This is a genomic window from Bradyrhizobium sp. Pha-3, from assembly GCF_042258325.1.
Taxonomy (GTDB): domain Bacteria; phylum Pseudomonadota; class Alphaproteobacteria; order Rhizobiales; family Xanthobacteraceae; genus Bradyrhizobium; species Bradyrhizobium elkanii.
Map to the genome: position 1 here is coordinate 73,475 of NZ_CP170151.1, position 18,891 is coordinate 92,365.

Sequence of the window (18,891 nt, forward strand, 5' to 3'; positions counted from 1 at the left end):
GCCGCGGCGGTGATCGCGCGCGGCCCTTCTTTTGTCTTCTGATCCTTGCTGCTGCTGGCCTTACGCCGGCGCGCCCTTCTTGTTCTGACGGTTCTGCACGAGGTCGTCGACCACGGCCGGATCGGCCAGGGTCGAGGTGTCGCCGAGACTCGACGGCTCGTCCTCGGCGATCTTGCGCAGGATGCGGCGCATGATCTTGCCGGAGCGCGTCTTGGGCAGGCCGGGCGCGAACTGGATCAGGTCCGGCGAGGCGATCGGGCCGATGTCCTTGCGGACCCAGGCGACCAGCTCCTTGCGCAGCGCTTCGGTCGGCTCGGTGCCCTTCATCAGCGTCACATAGGCATAGATGCCCTGGCCCTTGATGTCGTGCGGGTAGCCGACGACGGCGGCTTCCGACACCGCCTCATGCGCGACCAGCGAGCTCTCGACCTCGGCGGTGCCCATGCGGTGGCCGGAGACGTTGATGACGTCGTCGACGCGGCCGGTGATCCAGTAGTAGCCGTCGGCATCGCGCCGGCAGCCGTCGCCGGTGAAATACTTGTTCTTGTAGGTCGAGAAATAGGTCTGCTCGAACCGCGCATGGTCGCCATAGACCGTGCGCATCTGGCCCGGCCATGACTTGGTCAGGCAGAGATTGCCCGAGGTCTCGCCGTCCAGCGTCTTGCCGTCGGCATCGACGATCTCCGGCACCACGCCGAAGAACGGCCGCGTCGCCGAACCGGGCTTCAGCTTGGTCGCGCCGGGCAGCGGCGTGATCAGGATGCCGCCGGTCTCGGTCTGCCACCAGGTGTCGACGATCGGGCAGCGGTCGTCGCCGACCACGCGGTAATACCACTCCCAGGCTTCCGGATTGATCGGCTCGCCGACCGAGCCGAGCAGGCGCAGCGATTTGCGCGAGGTCTTCTTCACCGGTTCGTCGCCGCCCTGCATCAGCGCGCGGATCGCGGTCGGTGCGGTGTAGAAGATGTTGACCTTGTGCTTGTCGACCACGTTCCAGAAGCGCGAGTTGTCCGGATAGTTCGGCACGCCCTCGAACATCAGCGTGGTAGCGCCGTTGGCGAGCGGCCCGTAGAGAATATAGCTGTGGCCGGTGACCCAGCCGACGTCGGCGGTGCACCAGTAGATGTCGCCGTCGTGATAATCGAACACGTATTGATGCGTCATCGACGCAAACACGAGATAGCCGGCCGAGGTGTGCAGCACGCCCTTCGGCGTTCCGGTCGAGCCCGAGGTGTAGAGGATGAACAGCGGGTCTTCGGCATGCATGTGCTCGGCCGGGCATTCCGTCGTCACCATGGTGGCGGCCTCGTGATACCAGAGGTCGCGGGTCGGGTTCATGTCGATCTTGCCGCCGGTGCGCTTCACCACCACGACCCAGTCGACGCCGCCGGTCTTGGCAATGGCGGCATCGACATTGGCCTTCAGCGGCACTTTCCTGCCGCCGCGCAGGCCCTCGTCAGCGGTGATCACCACCTTCGAGTCGCAATCCTTGATGCGTTGCGCGAGGCTGTCCGGCGAGAAGCCGCCGAACACCACCGAGTGGATGGCGCCGATCCGCGCGCAGGCCAGCATGGCGTAGGCCGCTTCCGGAATCATCGGCAGATAGATCGTGACGCGGTCGCCCTTCTTGACGTTCCGCGTGCGCAGGATGTTGGCCATCTTGCAGACTTCGTCGTGCAGCTGGCGGTAGGTGATGTGCCTGGATTCGGAGGGATCGTCGCCCTCCCAGATGATCGCGGTCTGGTCGCCGCGCTTGTCGAGATGGCGGTCGATGCAGTTCCAGGCGACGTTCAGCACGCCATCCTCGAACCATTTGATCGAGATGTTGCCCGGTGCGAAGGAGACGTTCTCGACCTTGGTGAAGGGCTTGATCCAGTCGATCCGCTTGCCGTGCTCGGCCCAGAAGCCGTTCGGGTCCTTGACCGAGTGCGCGTACATCTCGCGATATTTGGCGTCATCGATATAGGCGCGCTTGGCCCAGTCGGCCGACACGTCATAGATCTTCTCGGACATCATTTTCCTCCACTCATTGCCGATCGCATACAACGCAGCGGCAGGCTGTCTTGATCATTGCCGCGATTATGCGTTGCCGCATTCCGGCCCGGCAAGGAAAAAGGACTGTCACTTTCGTCGCGTGGAAGCCGCCGGATAGTCCGCCGGCTTCCGCTTGTGATAGGACGGCTTACCGCAACGCATCGACGAGAGAAACCTATGCGCCATCGCTTGCTCGGGGTCACTGGTCTCTTGGTCGTAGTGGTGTCGTTCTCTGCGCCGTTCGCCGCGCACGATGACGATACGCTGACGCCGATTTTGATGGACGGCTTCAGGCACAATTGAACGAATTGTCGGACGCCGTCGCGACGACCTACGTCAACACGTTCGTGACCGCGTAGTCCTTGGTTGCGGCCAGCGGTTGGACCGGCCCGTGGCTGCAGAACTCGAGCCACGTACCCAGCGAGAGCAGCGCGCGAAAGGGCAAGGTCGCTGACCTGATCTGGGGACCGCGGTGGACCCAGGGCGGTGTTCAAACGCCGGTTTTCGGCACCGCGCTCGCGTCATTTTGTCCGATCCCGGGCAGTCCAAAATCAACGTTAGCGGGCGAATGGCACCCATGAAAGGTAATTTGACACCGTCAATAACTGATTCGCGACTCGCAATGTCGGCTCCGACGCCCTAAATCGCCAAACCGAGGCCGGACGGCCCACCGGAACGAAGCCCGAAGCAACGGCATTACCGGGAGACCAGCGGAACAAGGCGTCTTGCGAGAATGATGGATCAGCAGAATATCGCGGCTGTGCGGCCCATTTCCGCCGATCCCGCTGTCGCCCTGGCAAAGGCACTGGGCCAGTGGCCAAAGCAGACGCCACGCGCAAAGCTGCGATCGCCGTCAACACTCAAACTCGACGCCCCCGCCGCCATCAGAACGACGGTCGAAGAACTGGCGCGCGATCTGGGCCTGCGGCTCGGCGACCAGAACGAACTGACCATCCGCCGCATCAAGCGCGGCAAGACCTATTCATTCGTCCGTGCCAATGGCTCGCGGGTCCGCGATGCGCGGACGATCCGCCGGCTGCACGCGATGGCGGTTCCGCCGGCCTATCGCCAGGTGCGCTATTCCAGCGACCCGAGCTCGCATCTGCAGGCGGTCGGCCGCGATGCCGCGGGCCGGCTGCAATATCGCTATCACGCCGACTGGGAGAAGGTTCGCGAGCAGCGCAAGGCGCATCGCCTCGCCAAGCTGGTGGCCGCGCTGCCGAAGATCCGGCGCAAGGTCTCGGCGTTTCTGTCCGGAGACGAGCCGACCCGCGAGTTCGCGCTGTCCGCGGTGATCGAGCTGATCGCGCGCACCGCGATCCGGCCTGGCAACGAATCCTATGCGCGCCTCAACGGCACCCGCGGCGCCACCACGCTTTTGAAGTCCAACGTCACGCTGGAAGACGACTCCCTGGTGCTGACCTTCAAGGCCAAGGGCGGCAAGGCCGTGCGCAAGGAATGCGACGCGGCCAAGCTGGTGCGTGCGATCGGCATCCTGCGCGGCGTCCCGGGCAAGCGCATGTTTCAGTATTACGACCGTTCCGGCGTGGTGCGGGCCGCTTCGACCACGGCGGTGAACGCGTTCCTGCGCGAAATCGCCGGCATCAAGATCTCGCTGAAGGATTTCCGCACCCTGATGGCGTCGGCCGTCGTCGTGGAATCGCTGTCGCGGATCACGCCGGCCACCAGCCAGCGCGGCCGCAAGCGCCAGGTGCTGGATGCGATCCGCGCCGCCGCCGACCAGCTGTCCAACACGCCGGCGATCTGCCGCAAGAGCTATGTCCACGACACCATCGTCACCGCATTCGAGGACGGCATCCTCGAACGCTTCGCCGCGACGATGGGAGGCTACCGCACCCAGTCCAAGCGCGAGCAATTGCTGGCGCAGGTGGTGATGGCGGCGGGGGCGTAAGCTCGGCCACACCCTGTCGTCGTCCCGGCGAAAGCCGGGACCCATAACCCAAATCTTGATCGTTGAGACGAGCTGTGGCCGCAGCACGCTCTAACGATGCTCGCCTGTGGTTATGGGTCCCTGCTTTCGCAGGGACGACGGTGGAATTCGCCGAACGCTACAGCCCGCCCATCTTGCAGACGTATTTCCATTCGTCCGCGGTCACCGGCTGCACCGAAAGCCGCGAATACTTCACCAGCGCCATGTCGGCGAGCTTCTTGTCCGCCTTGATCGCGGCCATCGTCACCGGCGTCTTCAGCGGCTTGTCGGCCTTGATGTCGACGCAGACGAACTTGCCGGTCTTGTCGGTCGGGTCGGGATAGGCTTCCTTGATGATCTCGGCGATGCCGACGATCTCCTTGCCCTCGTTGGAATGATAGAAGAACGCCTTGTCGCCCTTCTTCATGTTGACGAGATTCTGCCGTGCCGTGAAGTTGCGTACGCCGGTCCAGGCTTCGCCCTTCGCGCCCTTGGCGACCTGATGGTCCCATGACCAGACCGACGGTTCGGATTTCACCAGCCAGTAATTCATCGCAACTCACCCCGTTCGATTGCGCTGCAATCTACAGCGACGCGGATGCCCGCGACAAGCGCGAGCATCCGATCCTGGCGCAGCACTTACTGTTTCAAATATCGATCGAAGAACCTGGCGATGTCGGTGAACGCCTCCTTCGTCTCGGGCGCGTCGGCGTTGAACTGGTATTGCGCGTGGGACTGCCCCTCATAGACATTGAAATCGGCGATCACGCCGGCGCGGCGCAACTTGCGATGCGTGCGAACCGTGTTGCTGAGGAACAGATCGCGCGTGCCCGACGTCAGGATGGTCGGAGGGAAGCCCTTGAAGTCACCATAGATCGGCGAAATGTAGGGATTCTTCAGGCTGGTGCCGTTTGCATAAAGCTTGGCCGCGCGGCCGAGCCATCCGTCCCAGGTCACCAGCACATTGTCGACCCACTCATTGCTCGCGTAGCTGTCGCCGATCTTGTCGATATCGGACCAGGGCGTGCCCGGCGCGATGGCGGCAGGCAGCGGCAGCTTCTCATCCTTCGCCCGCAATACCATCGCAAGCGTCATCGCCCCGCCCGTCGACGTGCCGAAGATCGCCAGCCGGCGGTGCTCGTGCGATTTCAGCACCTCCTTCCAGACCGCCATCGCGTCGTCCATCGCGGCCGGATAGGGGAAGTCCGGCGGCATCCGGTAGTCGACCGAGAGGACCTTGAAGCCGCCAAAGCCCGCCATCATGATGGCTTCCGGCAACGCGGCTTCGCCGGGGCCGAACACGTAACCGCCGCCATGGATGTGGATCAGCAGGCGTCGCCTGTTCTCCAGCGCGATCTTGTTCGGGGTGACGATGTAGCAGTGCACACCGGCAAGCTTGGTTTCCTCGACCTTGACGCCGAGCTTAGCCTTCAGCGCCGGAATACCCGCGATCAGAAGCTTGGCGCGGCGATCGATCAATTCCTTCCATTCCGCCGGGGTTTTGGGATCAGCATTGAAATGCGGCGGATAGGGCGCGCCGATCATTGCCTGCATCTCGGGAGACACGTCGGCGGCTGGATTGCCGATCGATTTGAGCGGCGCGACCCGCTTGCCGTTGTCGGCATTGGCGGCGGCCTCGCTCTTGGCAAGTTCGTCGTAGGAGGTCGCGGTCTGGGCGTGGGCGATAGTGGATGAGGCGGTGAGGGCGACGGCGAGGCTGATCGAAAGGATGGCGCGATGCGATCGACGCATGGGTTTTCCCTTGGGATCCGTTTTCGATTTGTTGGACCGGGATCCGACGGTTCGCCGCCACGCTAGTACGGCGCGCACGGATCGTGAAGCTCCGCCTCGCGCGCCCGTGATGTGCGTTACTCGGCCTTGAATCGCCGCGTCAGCAGGCGTCGATTGTTCTGAGATCTGGAATGGTCTCTGCTGGAATCTGGTGATTGTGCCAAGACGTATTTCTGTGAACGGTGCCGGCTCATCATGCAGGAGACCACATGCTTCTGAATCGCCGCACTTTCGCGGCCTTGACCGCAGCTTCGCTCGCGACGGCGGCAGCGCTGCCGCACCGGGCGCGCACCGCGGGCCGCTCGTCATTCAAGGCGATCGCCTTCGACGGCTTTCCGATCGTCGATCCACGTCCGGTGTTTGCGCGGGTCGAGGAGATGTTTCCGGGCAAGGGCGCCGAGCTGAGCGCTTCCTGGCGCACGCGGCAGTTCGAGTACGGCTGGCTCAGGACCCTTGGCGGACGCTACATCGATTTCTGGCGCGTCACCGAGGACGCGCTGGTGTTCGCGGCCACGGCAATGAAGATCGAACTGTCATCGGAGCAACGCGAGCGTCTGATGCAGACGTATCTGGAGCTCAAGGCGTGGCCCGACGCGGAGCCCGCGCTGCGGCAGCTTCGTGACGCAGGCGTCCGCATGGCGTTCCTGTCCAATCTCACCGCACCGATGCTCGATGCCGTCATCAGGAACTCCCGGCTTGAGGGGCTGTTCGAGGCTCACCTCTCAACCGACAGGGTTCAGGCCTTCAAGCCCGACGCCCGCGCCTACCGGATGGGCGTCGACGCGTTCGGGCTGCGCAAGGAGGAGATCGTCTTTGCGGCGTTCGCGGGCTGGGATGTGGCTGGGGCGAAGTGGTTCGGCTATCCAACCTTCTGGGTCAATCGCAGCCATGCGACCGTCGAGGAGCTTGGCGTCGTGCCCGACGGAACGGGATCCGGATTGAACGATCTCGTCGCCTTCGTGACCGCGTGATGCACGTTACTCGGCCTTGAAGGGCCGCGTCAGCAGGCCTTCGATCGCGGCATCGACGGTCAGCTGGTCGCTCAGGATCGCGGCGACCGCGTTTGACACCGGCATGTCGACCTTTTGCGCGGCGGCGAGCTCGCACAGCACCGGTGCGGTGAACGCGCCTTCGGCGAGCTTGCCGATCGGTGCGGCTTCGCCGCGCCCGAGCGCGAGGCCGAGCGCGAAGTTGCGCGATTGCGCGGTCGAGCAGCTGAGCAGGAGATCGCCCAATCCCGACAAGCCCGAGAGTGTTTCGGTGCGGGCGCCGCAGGTGCGGCCCAATCTTGCGAGCTCGCTGAAGCCGCGTGTGGTCAGCGCGGCGAGCGCGGAGGCGCCGAGATTCTTGCCGACCACGATGCCGGCGGCGATCGCCAGCACGTTCTTGGCCGCGCCGCCGATCTCGACGCCGCGCACGTCGGTGGTATGATAGGGCCGGAACGTCGCCGAGCCGAGCGCCTGGACCAGCGCGCGTGCCAGCGCTTCGTCCCTGGTGGCCAGCGTTACAGCGGTCGGCAATCCGCGTGCGACGTCGTCGGCAAAGCTCGGCCCCGACAGGATCGCGGGTACGGCGCGCGGCGCGGCTTCCGCGATCACCTCGGTCATGAATTTATGCGTGCCGTGCTCGATGCCCTTGGCGCAGGCGATGACAGGCGTGTCGGGTTTGAGATGCGGCGCAAGATGCCCAACCGCCGCGCGCAAATGCTGCGCCGGTGTCACGGCCAGGATGATGTCGGCGTGTGCCGCGGCGGCGATATCCGACGTCACGGCGATGCCAGGCTGAAGCTGGACACCAGCCAGCTTCGGATTGACCCGCGTCGCCTGGATCTGCGCGGCATGCTCGGCATTGCGCGCATACAGCGTCACCTTGCGCCCGGCGCGCGCCGCGACCTCGGCCAATGCCGTGCCCCAGGCGCCGGCACCGATCACGCTGACTGACATATGCGCGGGCATCGCAACCCCTAGCTCAATGTCCGGCGCGGCTGTTGGCGTAGCCGGCCGGCGCCTTGGCGTTGGCGTCGAGCAGCCAGCGCGCGCGCGGCGGCGCCTCCATCGTGTCGGTGAGGCCAAGCGCCATCCGCTCGGCACCGGCCCAGGCGATCATCGCGCCATTGTCGGTGCAGAGCGCCGGCGGCGGGATGATCAGCGTGGTCTGCGCCGTCGCCGCAACCTCCTGCAGCGCGCTGCGGATGGCATGGTTGGCGGCGACGCCCCCGGCCGCGACCAGCGCGCGCGGCGTGCCGAACCGCTCCTGAAACAGCTTCAGGCCGACGCTCAAGCGGTCCGCGGTCGATTCCAGCACCGCGGCCTGGAAACTCGCGCAGAGATCGCTGACGTCCTGCGGTTCGAGCGGCTCCAGCCGGCTGGCTTCATTGCGCACCGCCGTCTTCAGTCCCGAGAGCGAGAAATTCGCATTGGGGCGGCCGAGCATCGGGCGTGGAAAGGCAAACCGCGTCGGGTCGCCGCCGGCCGCCGCGCGCTCGACCTCCGGCCCGCCGGGATAGGGCAGCGACAGCATCTTCGCCACCTTGTCGAACGCCTCGCCCATCGCGTCGTCGACCGTGGTGCCGAGCCGCACATATTCACCGACGCCGACCACGGCGACGATCTGGGTGTGTCCGCCCGAGGCCAGGAACAGGCAGTAGGGAAACGCCAGCGCGCAGGTCAGCCGCGGCGTCAGCGCGTGCGCCTCGAGATGGTTCACCGCGATCAGCGGCGTATCGTGCACCATCGCGATCGCCTTCGCGGTGGTGAGACCGACGATCACGCCGCCGATCAGGCCGGGTCCCGCGGCTGCGGCGACCGCCGACAATTGTCGGTAGCCGACGCCGGCCTCCTTCATGGCGGTGGCGACGATGCCGTCGAGCAGGTCGACATGGGCGCGCGCCGCGATCTCCGGCACCACGCCGCCGAAGCGGGCGTGCTCGTCGGTCTGCGAGCGCACCACATTGGAGAGGATTTTCGCCTGCCCGTCAGCCTGGCGCTCGACCACGGCGGCCGCGGTTTCATCGCAGGTGGTTTCGATCCCCAGCACCAGCATTGGCGGTTCGTGTCCCAATTTCGGTCCTTGTGCTACGAGCATGATCCGGACAGGCCGGAACCGGTTTCCGGCAAGATGATGCTCATCAAAACGTCCGCCCCGGGGTAGCATTGCGAGGTCTTAAAGTGCAATCGGTCGCCAACGTCCAATTTATACGGCTAGAGGCCTGAAATCCTGACAATCCTTGTCACACGACCGCATCCGGACAATGACGCGACGCTCGCGACGCTGCGCCAACGCGGCTTCGACGCCCTGTCGGCACCGGTGCTGCGCTTCGAGCCGGTGCCGTTCCGCGGCGACGACGATGCCGATTATGATGCCGTCATCCTGACCAGCGCCAATGCGCTGCGCGCGGTCGACCTCGCTGCCAGCCCGTTGTTGCGGCTGCCGCTGTTTGCGGTCGGGGCGCACACCGCCGATGCGGCCCGCGCCGCGGGCTTCGACAAGGTGATCGTGGCGAAGGGCGATGCAGTCTCGCTGCGCAATCTCGTGATCGCACGGGTCAAGGCCGGCGAACTCGACGCATCAGCGACGCTGCTCTATCTCGCCGGCGGCGACCTGTCGCGCGATCTCGCGGGCGAGCTCGGCGAGCGCGGGCTCAGCGTCGTCACCCACACCACCTACCGGATGGCGCCGGTGGCCGGCTTCCCAAGGGAAGTCAGCGACGCCTTCATGGCGAACCGGATCACCGCGGTGCTGCACTATTCCCGTCGCAGCGCGCAGGCCTTCCTGGACACGGTACGCGCCGACGGAATCGAGATTTCGGCGCTCGCGCTACCGCAATGCTGCATCTCGGCGGCCGTCGCCGCGGTGCTCCATGACGCCGGCGCGACCAATGTGGTGGTGGCGGCGCGGCCGGACGAAAATGCCCTGCTGGAGGCGCTCGGCCGCACCCTGCGGCCGTGACCGGAATAATTCTTTCGTTTGACCATGATGTTAGGCAATGCTCGGTTATTCGGATCGTGCTCTAAGAACCTGGGCCGATTCTGGTAGAGTATGCGGCCAGCAGTTTTGAGGACCCCCGCGATGGCTGAAGAAAGGCCAGACGACCCAGGATCTTCGCCGGATTCCCGGCCCAAGCGCGCGCCGCCGACCATCGATCTTCAGGCGACCGAAATCTCCAGCGAACCGTCGAAAACGGAGGGGGCCGAGGAAGCCGCCAAGGAGGCTGACCAGGATGCCGGCAAGGCGTCTGCGGACGCGGCGACCCCTGGGGCCGAGCCCCAAGGCGACGCCGCACCGCAGGCGGAGCCGCAGCCCGAGACCGCCTCTGCGGCGCAGGACGCCGAACCGGCGCGGCCAGTGTCGCCCTGGGTGGTGGCGCCGGTGTCGGGTGCGGTCGCCGCGGCGCTGGTGATCGGGGTTGGCTGGCTGCTCGGCTGGCCCGTCGTGCAGCCGGTCCCGGCGCCGCAACCCAATGCCGCCATCGACCAACTCGGCACGCGCCTGAGTGCGCTGGAATCGAAAGCCGGCAGGCCGGTCGCGCCGGCCGCCGATCCCGCGGCGACGGCGCGGCTGGAGGCGCTCGACAAATCGATCGCCGCACTGCGCACCGAGCTCGCCGCGACGCGGGCGCAATCCGACAAGCTTGCCGCGGCCGTCAATGACGCGAAAGCCGCGCCGCGCGATGGCGCGGCTGTGCCTGATATCTCCGGCATCACGGCGCGTATCGACAAGGTCGAGAACGCAGTGAAGGCGCAGGGCTCCGCGATCGCCAGGCAGGACGGCAAGATCGCCGACACCAAGGCCGAGGCGAAGGCCGACGATGTGCCGCTGCGCCGCGTCGTCGCGGCATCGCTGCTCGACGTCGCGGTGCGTCACGGCGATCCCTATGCCTCCGCGCTCGAGGCCGCGAAGGCGCTGTCGGATGATGCCGAGGTGCTGAAGCCGCTCGAGACGTTTGCGAGGTCAGGCGTGCCGAACCCGAACGCGCTGTGCCGCGAGCTGATCGAGATCGTGCCGAAACTTGCGCCGCCTCCGCCTGAGGCTGCGGCGGCCAGCGCCGGGCTGGTCGATCGTCTGAAGGCCGGTGCCTCCACGCTGATCCAGATCGAGCGGACCGACGGCACGGGGACCGATCGCGGCAGCATCGTCGCGCGCGTGACATCGGCCGCCCTGCATAATGACCTCGCATTGACCGAGCGTGAATTGAAGTCGCTGCCGCCGGCGGATCGCACGGCGGCGCAAGCCTGGCTCGCCAAGGTGGACGCGCGCCGCGCCGCGCTCGACGCGTCGCGTAAATTTGCCGACAACGCCATGGCGGCGCTCGCCACGGTCAACCAGTAAGTCTTTGCAATAGGTCTTTGATGATCCGGATCATTCTGTTCCTGCTGCTGATCGCGCTCGCTGCAGCGGGTGCGGCCTGGATGGCCGATCAGCCCGGCGATCTCGTGCTGAATTGGGGCGGCTTGCGGCTGACGTCCAAGCAACCGATGTACCTGCTCGGCCTCGTCGTCGTCGTCGCGATGGTCGCCGGCGTGATCCTGCGCGGGCTCTGGAAGATTCCCGGGCACATCCGCCGCGGTCGGCGCGAGCGGCGCCACGCCCGCGGCCGCCACGCCATCACGCAAGGCCTGCTCGCGATCGGGCATGGCGATTCCGCAGGCGCCCGCGCGCATGCCGAAGTGGCGCGGCGCCACGCCGCAAACGATCCGCTGGCGCTGCTGCTGCACGCGCAATCGGCGCAGCTCGACGGCGATCGCGACGGCGCGCAGCGCGCCTTCCGCGCCATGGCCGAGCGCGCGGACACGCGGCTGCTTGGATTGCGCGGTTTGTTCATCGAGGCGCAGCGCGCCGACGATCCGGTTGCGGCCGTGATGATCGCCGAGGAAGCGCTGAAAATGTCGCCGTCGTCGTCATGGGCCTCGCATGCGGTGCTCGGCTTCTGCTGCGCCAAGGGCGATTGGGCCGGCGCGCTGTCGATCATCGACAACAACCAGAGCGCCGGGCTGATCAACAAGGCGACCTATCGGCGGCAGCGCGGCGTGCTGCTGACGGCACGCGCGCTGGAGTTCGAGACCGTCGATCGCGACTTGTCGCGCTCGAGCGCGATGGAGGCGGTCAAGCTGGCGCCGACGCTGATTCCGGCCGCTGTGCTCGCTGCGAAGTTCGAGAGCGAGGCGCATCAGGTGCGCCGCGCGATGCGCATCGTCGAGACCGCGTGGCTGGCGCAGCCGCATCCCGAACTCGCCGACGCCTATTCGCATGTGCGGCTCGGCGATTCCGCGCGGCAACGCCTGGTGCGGGTCGAGACGCTGGCGGCGAAAACACCTGGCCATATCGAGGGCTCGCTGGCGATCGCGCGCGCCGCGATCGACGCCGCCGAGTTCGCCAAGGCGCGCGCGGCGCTGGAGCCGTTTGTCGCGGCGCCGACGCAACGCGTCGCGCTGTTGATGGCCGAGATCGAGCGCACCGAGCATGGCGACAGCGGCCGGGCGCGGGCCTGGACCCTGCGCGCGGTGCGCGCGCTGCACGATCCGGTCTGGACCGCCGACGGCTATGTCTCGGACCGCTGGCGCCCGGTCTCGCCGGTCACCGGCCGGCTCGACGCCTTCCAATGGCAGACGCCGGTGGCGGCGCTGCCGTCCGGCAAGGGCCATGCCATCGAGCCGTCGCCGTTCGAGGAGGCGATGCTGGCGCCGCGCCGGGTCGAGCCGCCAAAGGAACTGGCCGCCGAGCCGGCGGACGCCAAGCCGGCTGAGCCGGTCGAGATCAAGCCGGTCGAGATCAAGCCCTTGGAGCCGGCCGCGCCGATGGTGCAGGACAACGCCCCGCTGCCGGCGGCCATCGAGGGCGAGCCCGCCCCGGCCCCGGCCGAGCCCGCCGCGCCGGAACCAGTTCCCGCGCCGGCCGCCGAATCGGCGCCCCCGGTGCCTGCCCCCCTGTTCCGGCCCCGGGCCGACCTGCCCAAGGCGGCGCCTGCGCCCATTCCGGCCGTAATCCCGATCGTCCGGGCTCCCGACGACCCCGGGGTCGACGAGGACGGCCCGGTGGACGAATTTGCGGAACAAATCGGCCCGCCCAAGGCCCAAGTGGGCGGTTGGCGCGGATTTCTGTCACGTTTGGGAAGCTAATTCGCGGTTAGATAACCGCCGTGTGGTTCGATAACCGCGTTTTCCTTGCCAATCGGGGTCATGCCCGATATCAGGTGGCCGCGTGATCCGGCCGTTGCCGTTCGCCGCAATAGCTCAGTTGGTAGAGCACGTCATTCGTAATGACGGGGTCGGGGGTTCGAGTCCCTCTTGCGGCACCATTTTTCACACCATTTCCCGCCTCGATGCGCAGGTGAGCTTTGCTCGCGCCGCATAATCTGCTCGTGATCGCAATCGCGACCAGTCCGGTGCTGCGAGCCCGGTTGTCCGTACCCTGTTGGCAAATGTGGCCAGGGATGGATCAGGACGCCGCACAACCCCGGCGGGAGACGCGAAAACACGAAGATAACGCCGCTCAACCCCGGTAGTATCGATGTGGTGCACACCCGCGCCGAGACGGCGCGGTATTCAGATGGGTCGCGATGAGCGTGGCGAGGTCGACGCGCATGCCGATCCGGAACACGCGTCACGTATCCGCCGGTAGTGACTCGAGCGCCACACGAACCGAACTCTAGCGTGCAAGCCGACTAAATGATTGGTGAGATGAGACGCGACATAGAGCAGAATGACCGTCGCGGAATCGATGTTCGTTGATTGTGCGTTTTCGTGCGGAAGACTTAGTGCCTGAAATATGATTGCCGGGGAATCACGTTGGGACCGAAGGATCGCGATAGCGAATTTCAACTACAGCTTGCCTTCCTGAGGGAGTTCCAACGCGCCCATAACCGCCCGCTGCGCGTCCTTCATATCGGCAATATCGCGAACAACGCCTACAACAATGCCTTGATTCAGCGGCGCTTCGGAATCGAAGCGGACGTCATTTGCTATAACTACTATCACGTCATGGGTTGCCCGGAATGGGAGGCCGCAAGCTTCGACGGCAACGTCGACAACATGTTCCCGGATTGGTGGGCCACCGAGTTGGGTGGTTGGCGGCGACCGGATTGGTTTGTGCAGGGCCCCGTTCTCGATTGCCTCTCGTACCTTCGTGCGAAGAACGCTGGCGACAGCGGGGCCGCAGCATTCTTTTGGACCCTGCTGCAGGCACGATATTGGGAGATGCTTGATGGCATCGCTGCCGCAGAGAGCCGGGTCCGTCCACCGATGCCGGAGCATCTGGCAGACGCGATTTCAATTGCGCGCGATTTTCAGGACTTCCAGTCAAGTCAGGCATCCAGAATCCCGCAGCCTCTCGATCAGCCGGCCATCGTCCTGCCAGAGGCGGCCATAGAGCCTGAGTCTGCACTCTCCCGCATTTCGCCGGCCTCATCGAAGGCGGCCGCGCCAGATCCGCAGATTGAGCAGGGCCGAGCTCTCGCGGACGAATATCCAAATCCCGAAGGACCAGGCCGCCTCGTATCAACTTATCGCTCCCTCCTGACGAAGTACGTATTTGTTCATTTGCGGCGTGAGGCGGAAACCGGCGTTGTCGCCGGGCCGAGTTTGGTGGTCGCCATTTGGCGAGGTCAGAGACGCAGCCGCGGCTTGCCGCGCTTCGGCTTCGAGTTTCCTGCTGATGTCTTCACGATCTCAAATCCCGACGCCGCGACGCCGGCTGCAAGCCAAAGCCATGGGTATGTGACGTCACGCGGTTCGCGGTCACCAAATCCCGAAGGACGTAGCCGTCTCACATCGATCTATCGCTCCTTGCTGACGAAATATGTGTTTGTGCATTTGCGGCGTGAAGCGGAAACCGGAGTTGTCGCCTGGTCGAGCCTAGCGGTCGCAATTTGGCGAAGTCAGAGGCGCAGTCGCGGTTTGCCGCGTTTCGGCTTCGAGTTTCCTGCTGATGTCTTCACGATCTCAAATCCCGACGCCGCGACGCCAACTGCAAGCGATAGCAATGAGAATAGAAAGATTCGCGATACGTCGTCACCAAATCCCAAAGGCCCAAATCGCTTCACATCGATCTATCGCTCCTTACTGACGAAATATGTGTTTGTGCATTTGCGGCGTGAAGCGGAAACCGGAGTTGTTGCCTGGTCGAGCCTAGCGGTCGCAATTTGGCGAAGTCAGAGGCGTAGCCGCGGCTTGCCGTCCTTTGGCTTCGAGTTTCCCGCTGATGCCTTCACGATACCGGATCCCGACGTCGCGGCGCCGGTTGCAAGCGAAAACAACGTCTTCACGATCCCAACTGCTGACGTCGTGACGCCGGCCGCAGACAAAAGCGTGGCCGCTGACGTCGGTTCATCAGTCATTCCCATGGTAACCCGCCCGGAGATCGTCGATCGCCCGGAGTTTCGGTATTTCGAAAAGTACGGCAAGGGAGAGGATCGAAACGCCTCGCAGCGTGCGGCACTTCTTGGTGACGTGTTGCAACAGTTTACGGATTATCCGGCAGAAGCCCTCGTCTCTGTCGAAGCTTTCGCATCCACCATTGCCAATGAATTCGCTGACGTATTGGAGCAATATGACATCATTCAGGGATATTCGATCGACGGGTTCATTCCGTTCATCAACGGATTCAAAAATTACACGTGTTACGAACATGGCACGTTGCGAGAGGTGCCTTTCGAGAAGAGCTACAATGGCATTCTTTGTTCGGCGTCGTACAAGAATGCGGCTTTCTCGTTCGTGACCAATTCGGACGTGCTGCCGTCTGTGCAGCGGCTGAAATTGGAGAGGGAGCGGACCGTTTACCTTCCGCATGCCTTCGACGATGAAAAGATTTCGACCTTCCGGGCAGGACTCAAGCTTCCGAAGCGGGACTCTAGGGTCACCACATTCTTTAGCCCCACGCGCCATCACTGGCACGCTGCACCCGCCTCAATGCAGAAGGGCAATGATCTCTTCTTGAGGGCGGCCGCGCAGGTTGCGCAAACGGATCGCGATTTTCGCATTATCCTGGTCGAGTGGGGCGTTGATGTTCACCGAAGCAAGGACCTGATTCTGGAACTTGGAATCAAAGATATGGTTTCGTGGATACCGTCGTTGAACAAGGCGGAATTGCGACAGCTTTACTGCGCGAGTGACGTCGTCGTCGATCAGTTCAGGATCCCGGCGATCGGCGGAGTTACCTTTGAGGCAATGGCGCTCGGACGTCGCGTCATAACGAATCTCGATGAAACCCAATCGGCTGAGTTCTTCGGAGCGGCGCCGCCTTGCCTGGCCGCCGACAGTGTCGAGACGTGCACGGCCCGGATTCTTGAGGTTCTTTCCGATCCGCTGGACGATAATCGCCGCGGCGATGCCGCGCGTCTGTGGTTCGAGAAATGTCATTCCGCGCAACGCGTCGTCGCGCTTCAATTGGCGGCCTATCAGACGATTTGCGCCGCCTAGATCCGCGCGCCGCACAATCCGCTCATGATCGCGATCGCGACCAGCGCGCCGGCTGCGAGGCCGGTTGCCCAGATCCGGTTGGCGAGCGTGGTGGCGACGCCATGGGCGATCAGGATGCCGCGCAATCCCGATGTCAGATGGGCGAGCACGAAGAACACGCCGAGCGCGTAATGCGGCACCAGGCGAATGCTCCAGGCATCGTGGATCAGTCCGGTCGGTGCACCCGACGCCCAGGCCCAATTGGTGTCGATGTGGTGCACGGCCCGCGCCGAGACCAATGCGGAATTCAGATGGGTGAGGATGAATGCCGCGAGATAAATGCCGGAGCTGATCTGAAACACGCGGTAGGCATCCGCCGGCGCCGAGCTCCAGCGCCAGGCGAGCCGCACCCCGACGGTGACCTGGAACAGCATCAGGCCGACGAGGATCGGTTCGACGAGGGACGATCGATAGACTGTGCGCCCCATCTTCATCACGGCGGCATGAACCTCGGGTCCGAGTAGGCCCAGCAGATGATTGGTGAGGTGAAACGCGACGTAGAGCAGGATGACCGCTGCGGCGACGCCGTGCGCCACGCGCCATTTGGCGATGGATGGAGCAATCGCGGCTGATCCTGCCGGACGCTCCTGCTCACCGCCGAGCAGCACATGCAGGCACGCGGCCAACCAGCCCGCGACCCAGACAAGCTCGTCGCTGACGGGGATGTGCAGCAAGCCGAGACCGACGCCGGTCAGCACGAACAAGGGCGGCGCAGCGATGCTGAGATAGGCGAGCCGCCGGGCGCGCAGCTCGAACGACGAAGGCTCGGCCTTGGTCATCCGGTACGCGCAGGCAAGACCCAGCAAGGGCGCGGCGGTCGCGGCCAACAGGCAAAGCGCCGCCAGGACCAGTCGCCCAAACGACACCGGACCGGCAGCGGGAGAGACCACGAGATGAAATGCATCGAGCAGGAACGGATAAGCCATTGCGCCGGCCGCCGGGATCAGCCAACGGAGCCTTTCGGCGGCCGTATTCGCCAAGCCATCGTCGCCCGACCGTACGCGACCTTGTTCGAATGCACTCACTGAGCTCTCCAGGGTTCGGGCATCGTGAAAGAGAGGCCCAGACCGACGAATCTATTCCCGGTTCATCGTCGGAGGCACAGCATACGAGCTTGTGCTGTAGATGCCGGCGTGCACGGGCAAGCGGCGTAGCGCCGAGACCATGTCTCAAGGTGCAAAAACTACAGCGATACGGGCCCACTGATAGGACCAGGTTCCAACAATCCGACTGGACCACGCCAACCCGTTGGCAGCTGCTGTGCTGACAGCGCCCGCCGTCGAGCCGCTACCGAAGCCGCCGGAGGCGCCGAAATATGTCGAGCGGGCAGCGCTGATTTGTCCGACGGGTCAAGTTGCCTTGTCGAGCGCCGGCATCCGCCAGCTCCTTTGCATGGGGTTGTTTTCGATATTTTGGTGGAGCCGCAGCCACCGGACGCGATGGTGTCACTCTCGAAGGCGCACAGGCGTTCAACGTCGTCCGGCCGTGTCGGACCAGCACAAGGTGGCTGCGACCAGAAAACGAAAGCGCCCCTGGATCCGATCCAAGGGCGCTTTGCGTTGAGAGTGCGTTCGCTGGCGTTACTCGGCGACCGTCTGCACGACGTTGCCGATCGGCCGGCCCGTTGCGATCGGCTTCTCGGTCTTCGCCATCATCGCGTCATATTCGGGCAGCGTCTCGAGCTGGGTCTTGGCCTTCATCCAGACCACCTTGTAGCCGCCCGCCTTCAGCCGGCGCAGCAGCGTCGGCAGCGCCTGCGCGGTGTGCTTCTGCAGGTCGTGCATCAGGATGATGCCCTTGTGCTCCTTGTCGAGCTTGGTCATCACGTTGTTGATCACCTCGTCCGCGCTCCTGGACTTGAAGTCGTTGGAGTCGACGTCGACCGAGAACATCGCGATGTTGCGGGTGCCGAGATAGGCTGTTGTCGCCGGGGTGTGCGCCAGCGCCGGGAAGCGGAAGAACGGGGCCGGGTTGGCACCCAGCGCCAGCTTTACCGCGCTAAAACCCTTCTCGATCTCGTCCTTGGCCTGCTGCTCGGTGATCTTCTTGCCCGCCAGATGCGCGTGCGACCAGGTGTGAGCGCCGATGGTGTGGCCGGCGGCGGCAACCTGGCGCAGGATGTCCGGGTGATAGGTGGTGTGCAGGCCGATCGGGAAGAACACCGCCTTGGTGCATTCGTCAGCCAGCGCCTTGAGCACGGCCGGCGTGGTCGGCCACGGACCGTCGTCGAAGGTCAGCACGACCTCCTTGTCGGTCAGGAAGTCATACTGCTTGTACTGCAGGAAACCGAAGCCCGGGCCGCCATTGGTGTCGACCACGACGGTGCGGCTGATGCCGAGCGCATCGGGGTTGGCGCATTTGGGCGCGGCCGCGACGGGGGCCGGCACCGGCGCCGGAGCAGGGGTGGCGGCCGGTGCCGCGGCCTGAGTGGCATCGGCGCGCTTCGACAGCGCCGCGGTCGTCTCGACATCGTCCCTGGCGGCCTGTTTTGCCGTCGCAGGCAGCGGATTGGCCTTGGCCGCAGCCGTGGTTTGCGGAGGAGCCGCGTCGGCACGCGGCGAGGAGGTCCAGAACCACACGCCGGCGATCACGACCGCCGCTACAACACTGGCCAGCATCAGGCCCAACGCACTACGCATCGCTACACACTCTCTCGGAACTTAAGGATACGCCACAGCCGTAACG

The 18,891-nt window shown here is 64.9% G+C and carries 14 protein-coding genes and 1 tRNA gene; 8 read left to right on the forward strand and 7 right to left on the reverse strand.

Going from position 1 to position 18,891, the window contains the following annotated elements:
• Window positions 1-60: 60 nt before the first annotated feature.
• The gene (gene acs, locus ACE10X_RS00365; RefSeq protein WP_038387682.1) at window positions 61-2,013 is read right to left on the reverse strand and encodes an acetate--CoA ligase; all 1,953 of its coding nucleotides are present in this window, start codon (window positions 2,011-2,013) and stop codon (window positions 61-63) included.
• 198 nt (window positions 2,014-2,211) lie between these two features.
• Between acs and ACE10X_RS00370 the strand changes: the two genes are divergently transcribed.
• Both ACE10X_RS00370 and ACE10X_RS00375 read left to right on the forward strand, forming a co-directional pair.
• Window positions 2,212-2,337 carry a hypothetical protein gene (locus tag ACE10X_RS00370; protein ID WP_276325886.1) on the forward strand — a complete coding sequence of 42 codons (126 nt, stop codon included), beginning with the start codon at window positions 2,212-2,214 and terminating at the stop codon, window positions 2,335-2,337.
• Between the two features lie 430 nt (window positions 2,338-2,767).
• Window positions 2,768-3,946, forward strand: coding sequence for a DNA topoisomerase IB (locus ACE10X_RS00375; RefSeq protein WP_038387677.1), 1,179 nt, complete (start codon window positions 2,768-2,770; stop codon window positions 3,944-3,946).
• 157 nt (window positions 3,947-4,103) lie between these two features.
• Here ACE10X_RS00375 and ACE10X_RS00380 read toward each other — a convergent pair whose 3' ends face one another.
• Window positions 4,104-4,517 carry an EVE domain-containing protein gene (locus tag ACE10X_RS00380; protein WP_028342057.1) on the reverse strand — a complete coding sequence of 138 codons (414 nt, stop codon included), beginning with the start codon at window positions 4,515-4,517 and terminating at the stop codon, window positions 4,104-4,106.
• Window positions 4,518-4,603: 86 nt separating this feature from the next.
• Entirely contained in the window at window positions 4,604-5,716 is a 1,113-nt protein-coding gene (locus ACE10X_RS00385) for an alpha/beta hydrolase (RefSeq protein WP_038387678.1), read from the reverse strand.
• Between the two features lie 248 nt (window positions 5,717-5,964).
• Between ACE10X_RS00385 and ACE10X_RS00390 the strand changes: the two genes are divergently transcribed.
• Window positions 5,965-6,726, forward strand: coding sequence for a haloacid dehalogenase type II (locus ACE10X_RS00390; RefSeq protein ID WP_038387679.1), 762 nt, complete (start codon window positions 5,965-5,967; stop codon window positions 6,724-6,726).
• A gap of 6 nt (window positions 6,727-6,732) precedes the next feature.
• Here ACE10X_RS00390 and ACE10X_RS00395 read toward each other — a convergent pair whose 3' ends face one another.
• Together ACE10X_RS00395 and tsaD are read right to left on the reverse strand one after the other, a co-directional pair.
• The gene (locus ACE10X_RS00395; protein WP_038387680.1) at window positions 6,733-7,710 is read right to left on the reverse strand and encodes an NAD(P)H-dependent glycerol-3-phosphate dehydrogenase; all 978 of its coding nucleotides are present in this window, start codon (window positions 7,708-7,710) and stop codon (window positions 6,733-6,735) included.
• 13 nt (window positions 7,711-7,723) lie between these two features.
• Window positions 7,724-8,797: a tRNA (adenosine(37)-N6)-threonylcarbamoyltransferase complex transferase subunit TsaD gene (gene tsaD / locus ACE10X_RS00400; RefSeq protein WP_304557402.1), complete on the reverse strand. Its 1,074-nt coding sequence runs from the start codon at window positions 8,795-8,797 to the stop codon at window positions 7,724-7,726.
• Between the two features lie 174 nt (window positions 8,798-8,971).
• Between tsaD and ACE10X_RS00405 the strand changes: the two genes are divergently transcribed.
• From ACE10X_RS00405 to ACE10X_RS00425, 5 genes are all read left to right on the forward strand, one after another.
• Window positions 8,972-9,703, forward strand: coding sequence for a uroporphyrinogen-III synthase (locus ACE10X_RS00405; protein ID WP_304557942.1), 732 nt, complete (start codon window positions 8,972-8,974; stop codon window positions 9,701-9,703).
• A 120-nt stretch (window positions 9,704-9,823) separates the two neighbouring features.
• Window positions 9,824-11,083, forward strand: coding sequence for a COG4223 family protein (locus ACE10X_RS00410; RefSeq protein ID WP_304557403.1), 1,260 nt, complete (start codon window positions 9,824-9,826; stop codon window positions 11,081-11,083).
• 20 nt (window positions 11,084-11,103) lie between these two features.
• The gene (locus ACE10X_RS00415) at window positions 11,104-12,870 is read left to right on the forward strand and encodes a heme biosynthesis protein HemY (protein WP_375763916.1); all 1,767 of its coding nucleotides are present in this window, start codon (window positions 11,104-11,106) and stop codon (window positions 12,868-12,870) included.
• A 103-nt stretch (window positions 12,871-12,973) separates the two neighbouring features.
• Window positions 12,974-13,049 (forward strand) — tRNA-Thr (locus tag ACE10X_RS00420).
• Between the two features lie 490 nt (window positions 13,050-13,539).
• Complete coding sequence (locus tag ACE10X_RS00425) at window positions 13,540-16,167, forward strand: glycosyltransferase (RefSeq protein ID WP_375763917.1); 2,628 nt, start codon at window positions 13,540-13,542, stop codon at window positions 16,165-16,167.
• Here ACE10X_RS00425 and ACE10X_RS00430 read toward each other — a convergent pair.
• Together ACE10X_RS00430 and ACE10X_RS00435 are read right to left on the reverse strand one after the other, a co-directional pair.
• The gene (locus ACE10X_RS00430; RefSeq protein ID WP_202948941.1) at window positions 16,164-17,231 is read right to left on the reverse strand and encodes a hypothetical protein; all 1,068 of its coding nucleotides are present in this window, start codon (window positions 17,229-17,231) and stop codon (window positions 16,164-16,166) included. The two genes, ACE10X_RS00425 and ACE10X_RS00430, sit on opposite strands and share 4 nt — an antisense overlap.
• Window positions 17,232-17,786: 555 nt before the next feature.
• Window positions 17,787-18,845 (reverse strand): polysaccharide deacetylase family protein, encoded by a 1,059-nt coding sequence (locus tag ACE10X_RS00435; RefSeq protein ID WP_038387691.1) that lies wholly within the window; start codon window positions 18,843-18,845, stop codon window positions 17,787-17,789.
• Window positions 18,846-18,891: the final 46 nt, after the last annotated feature.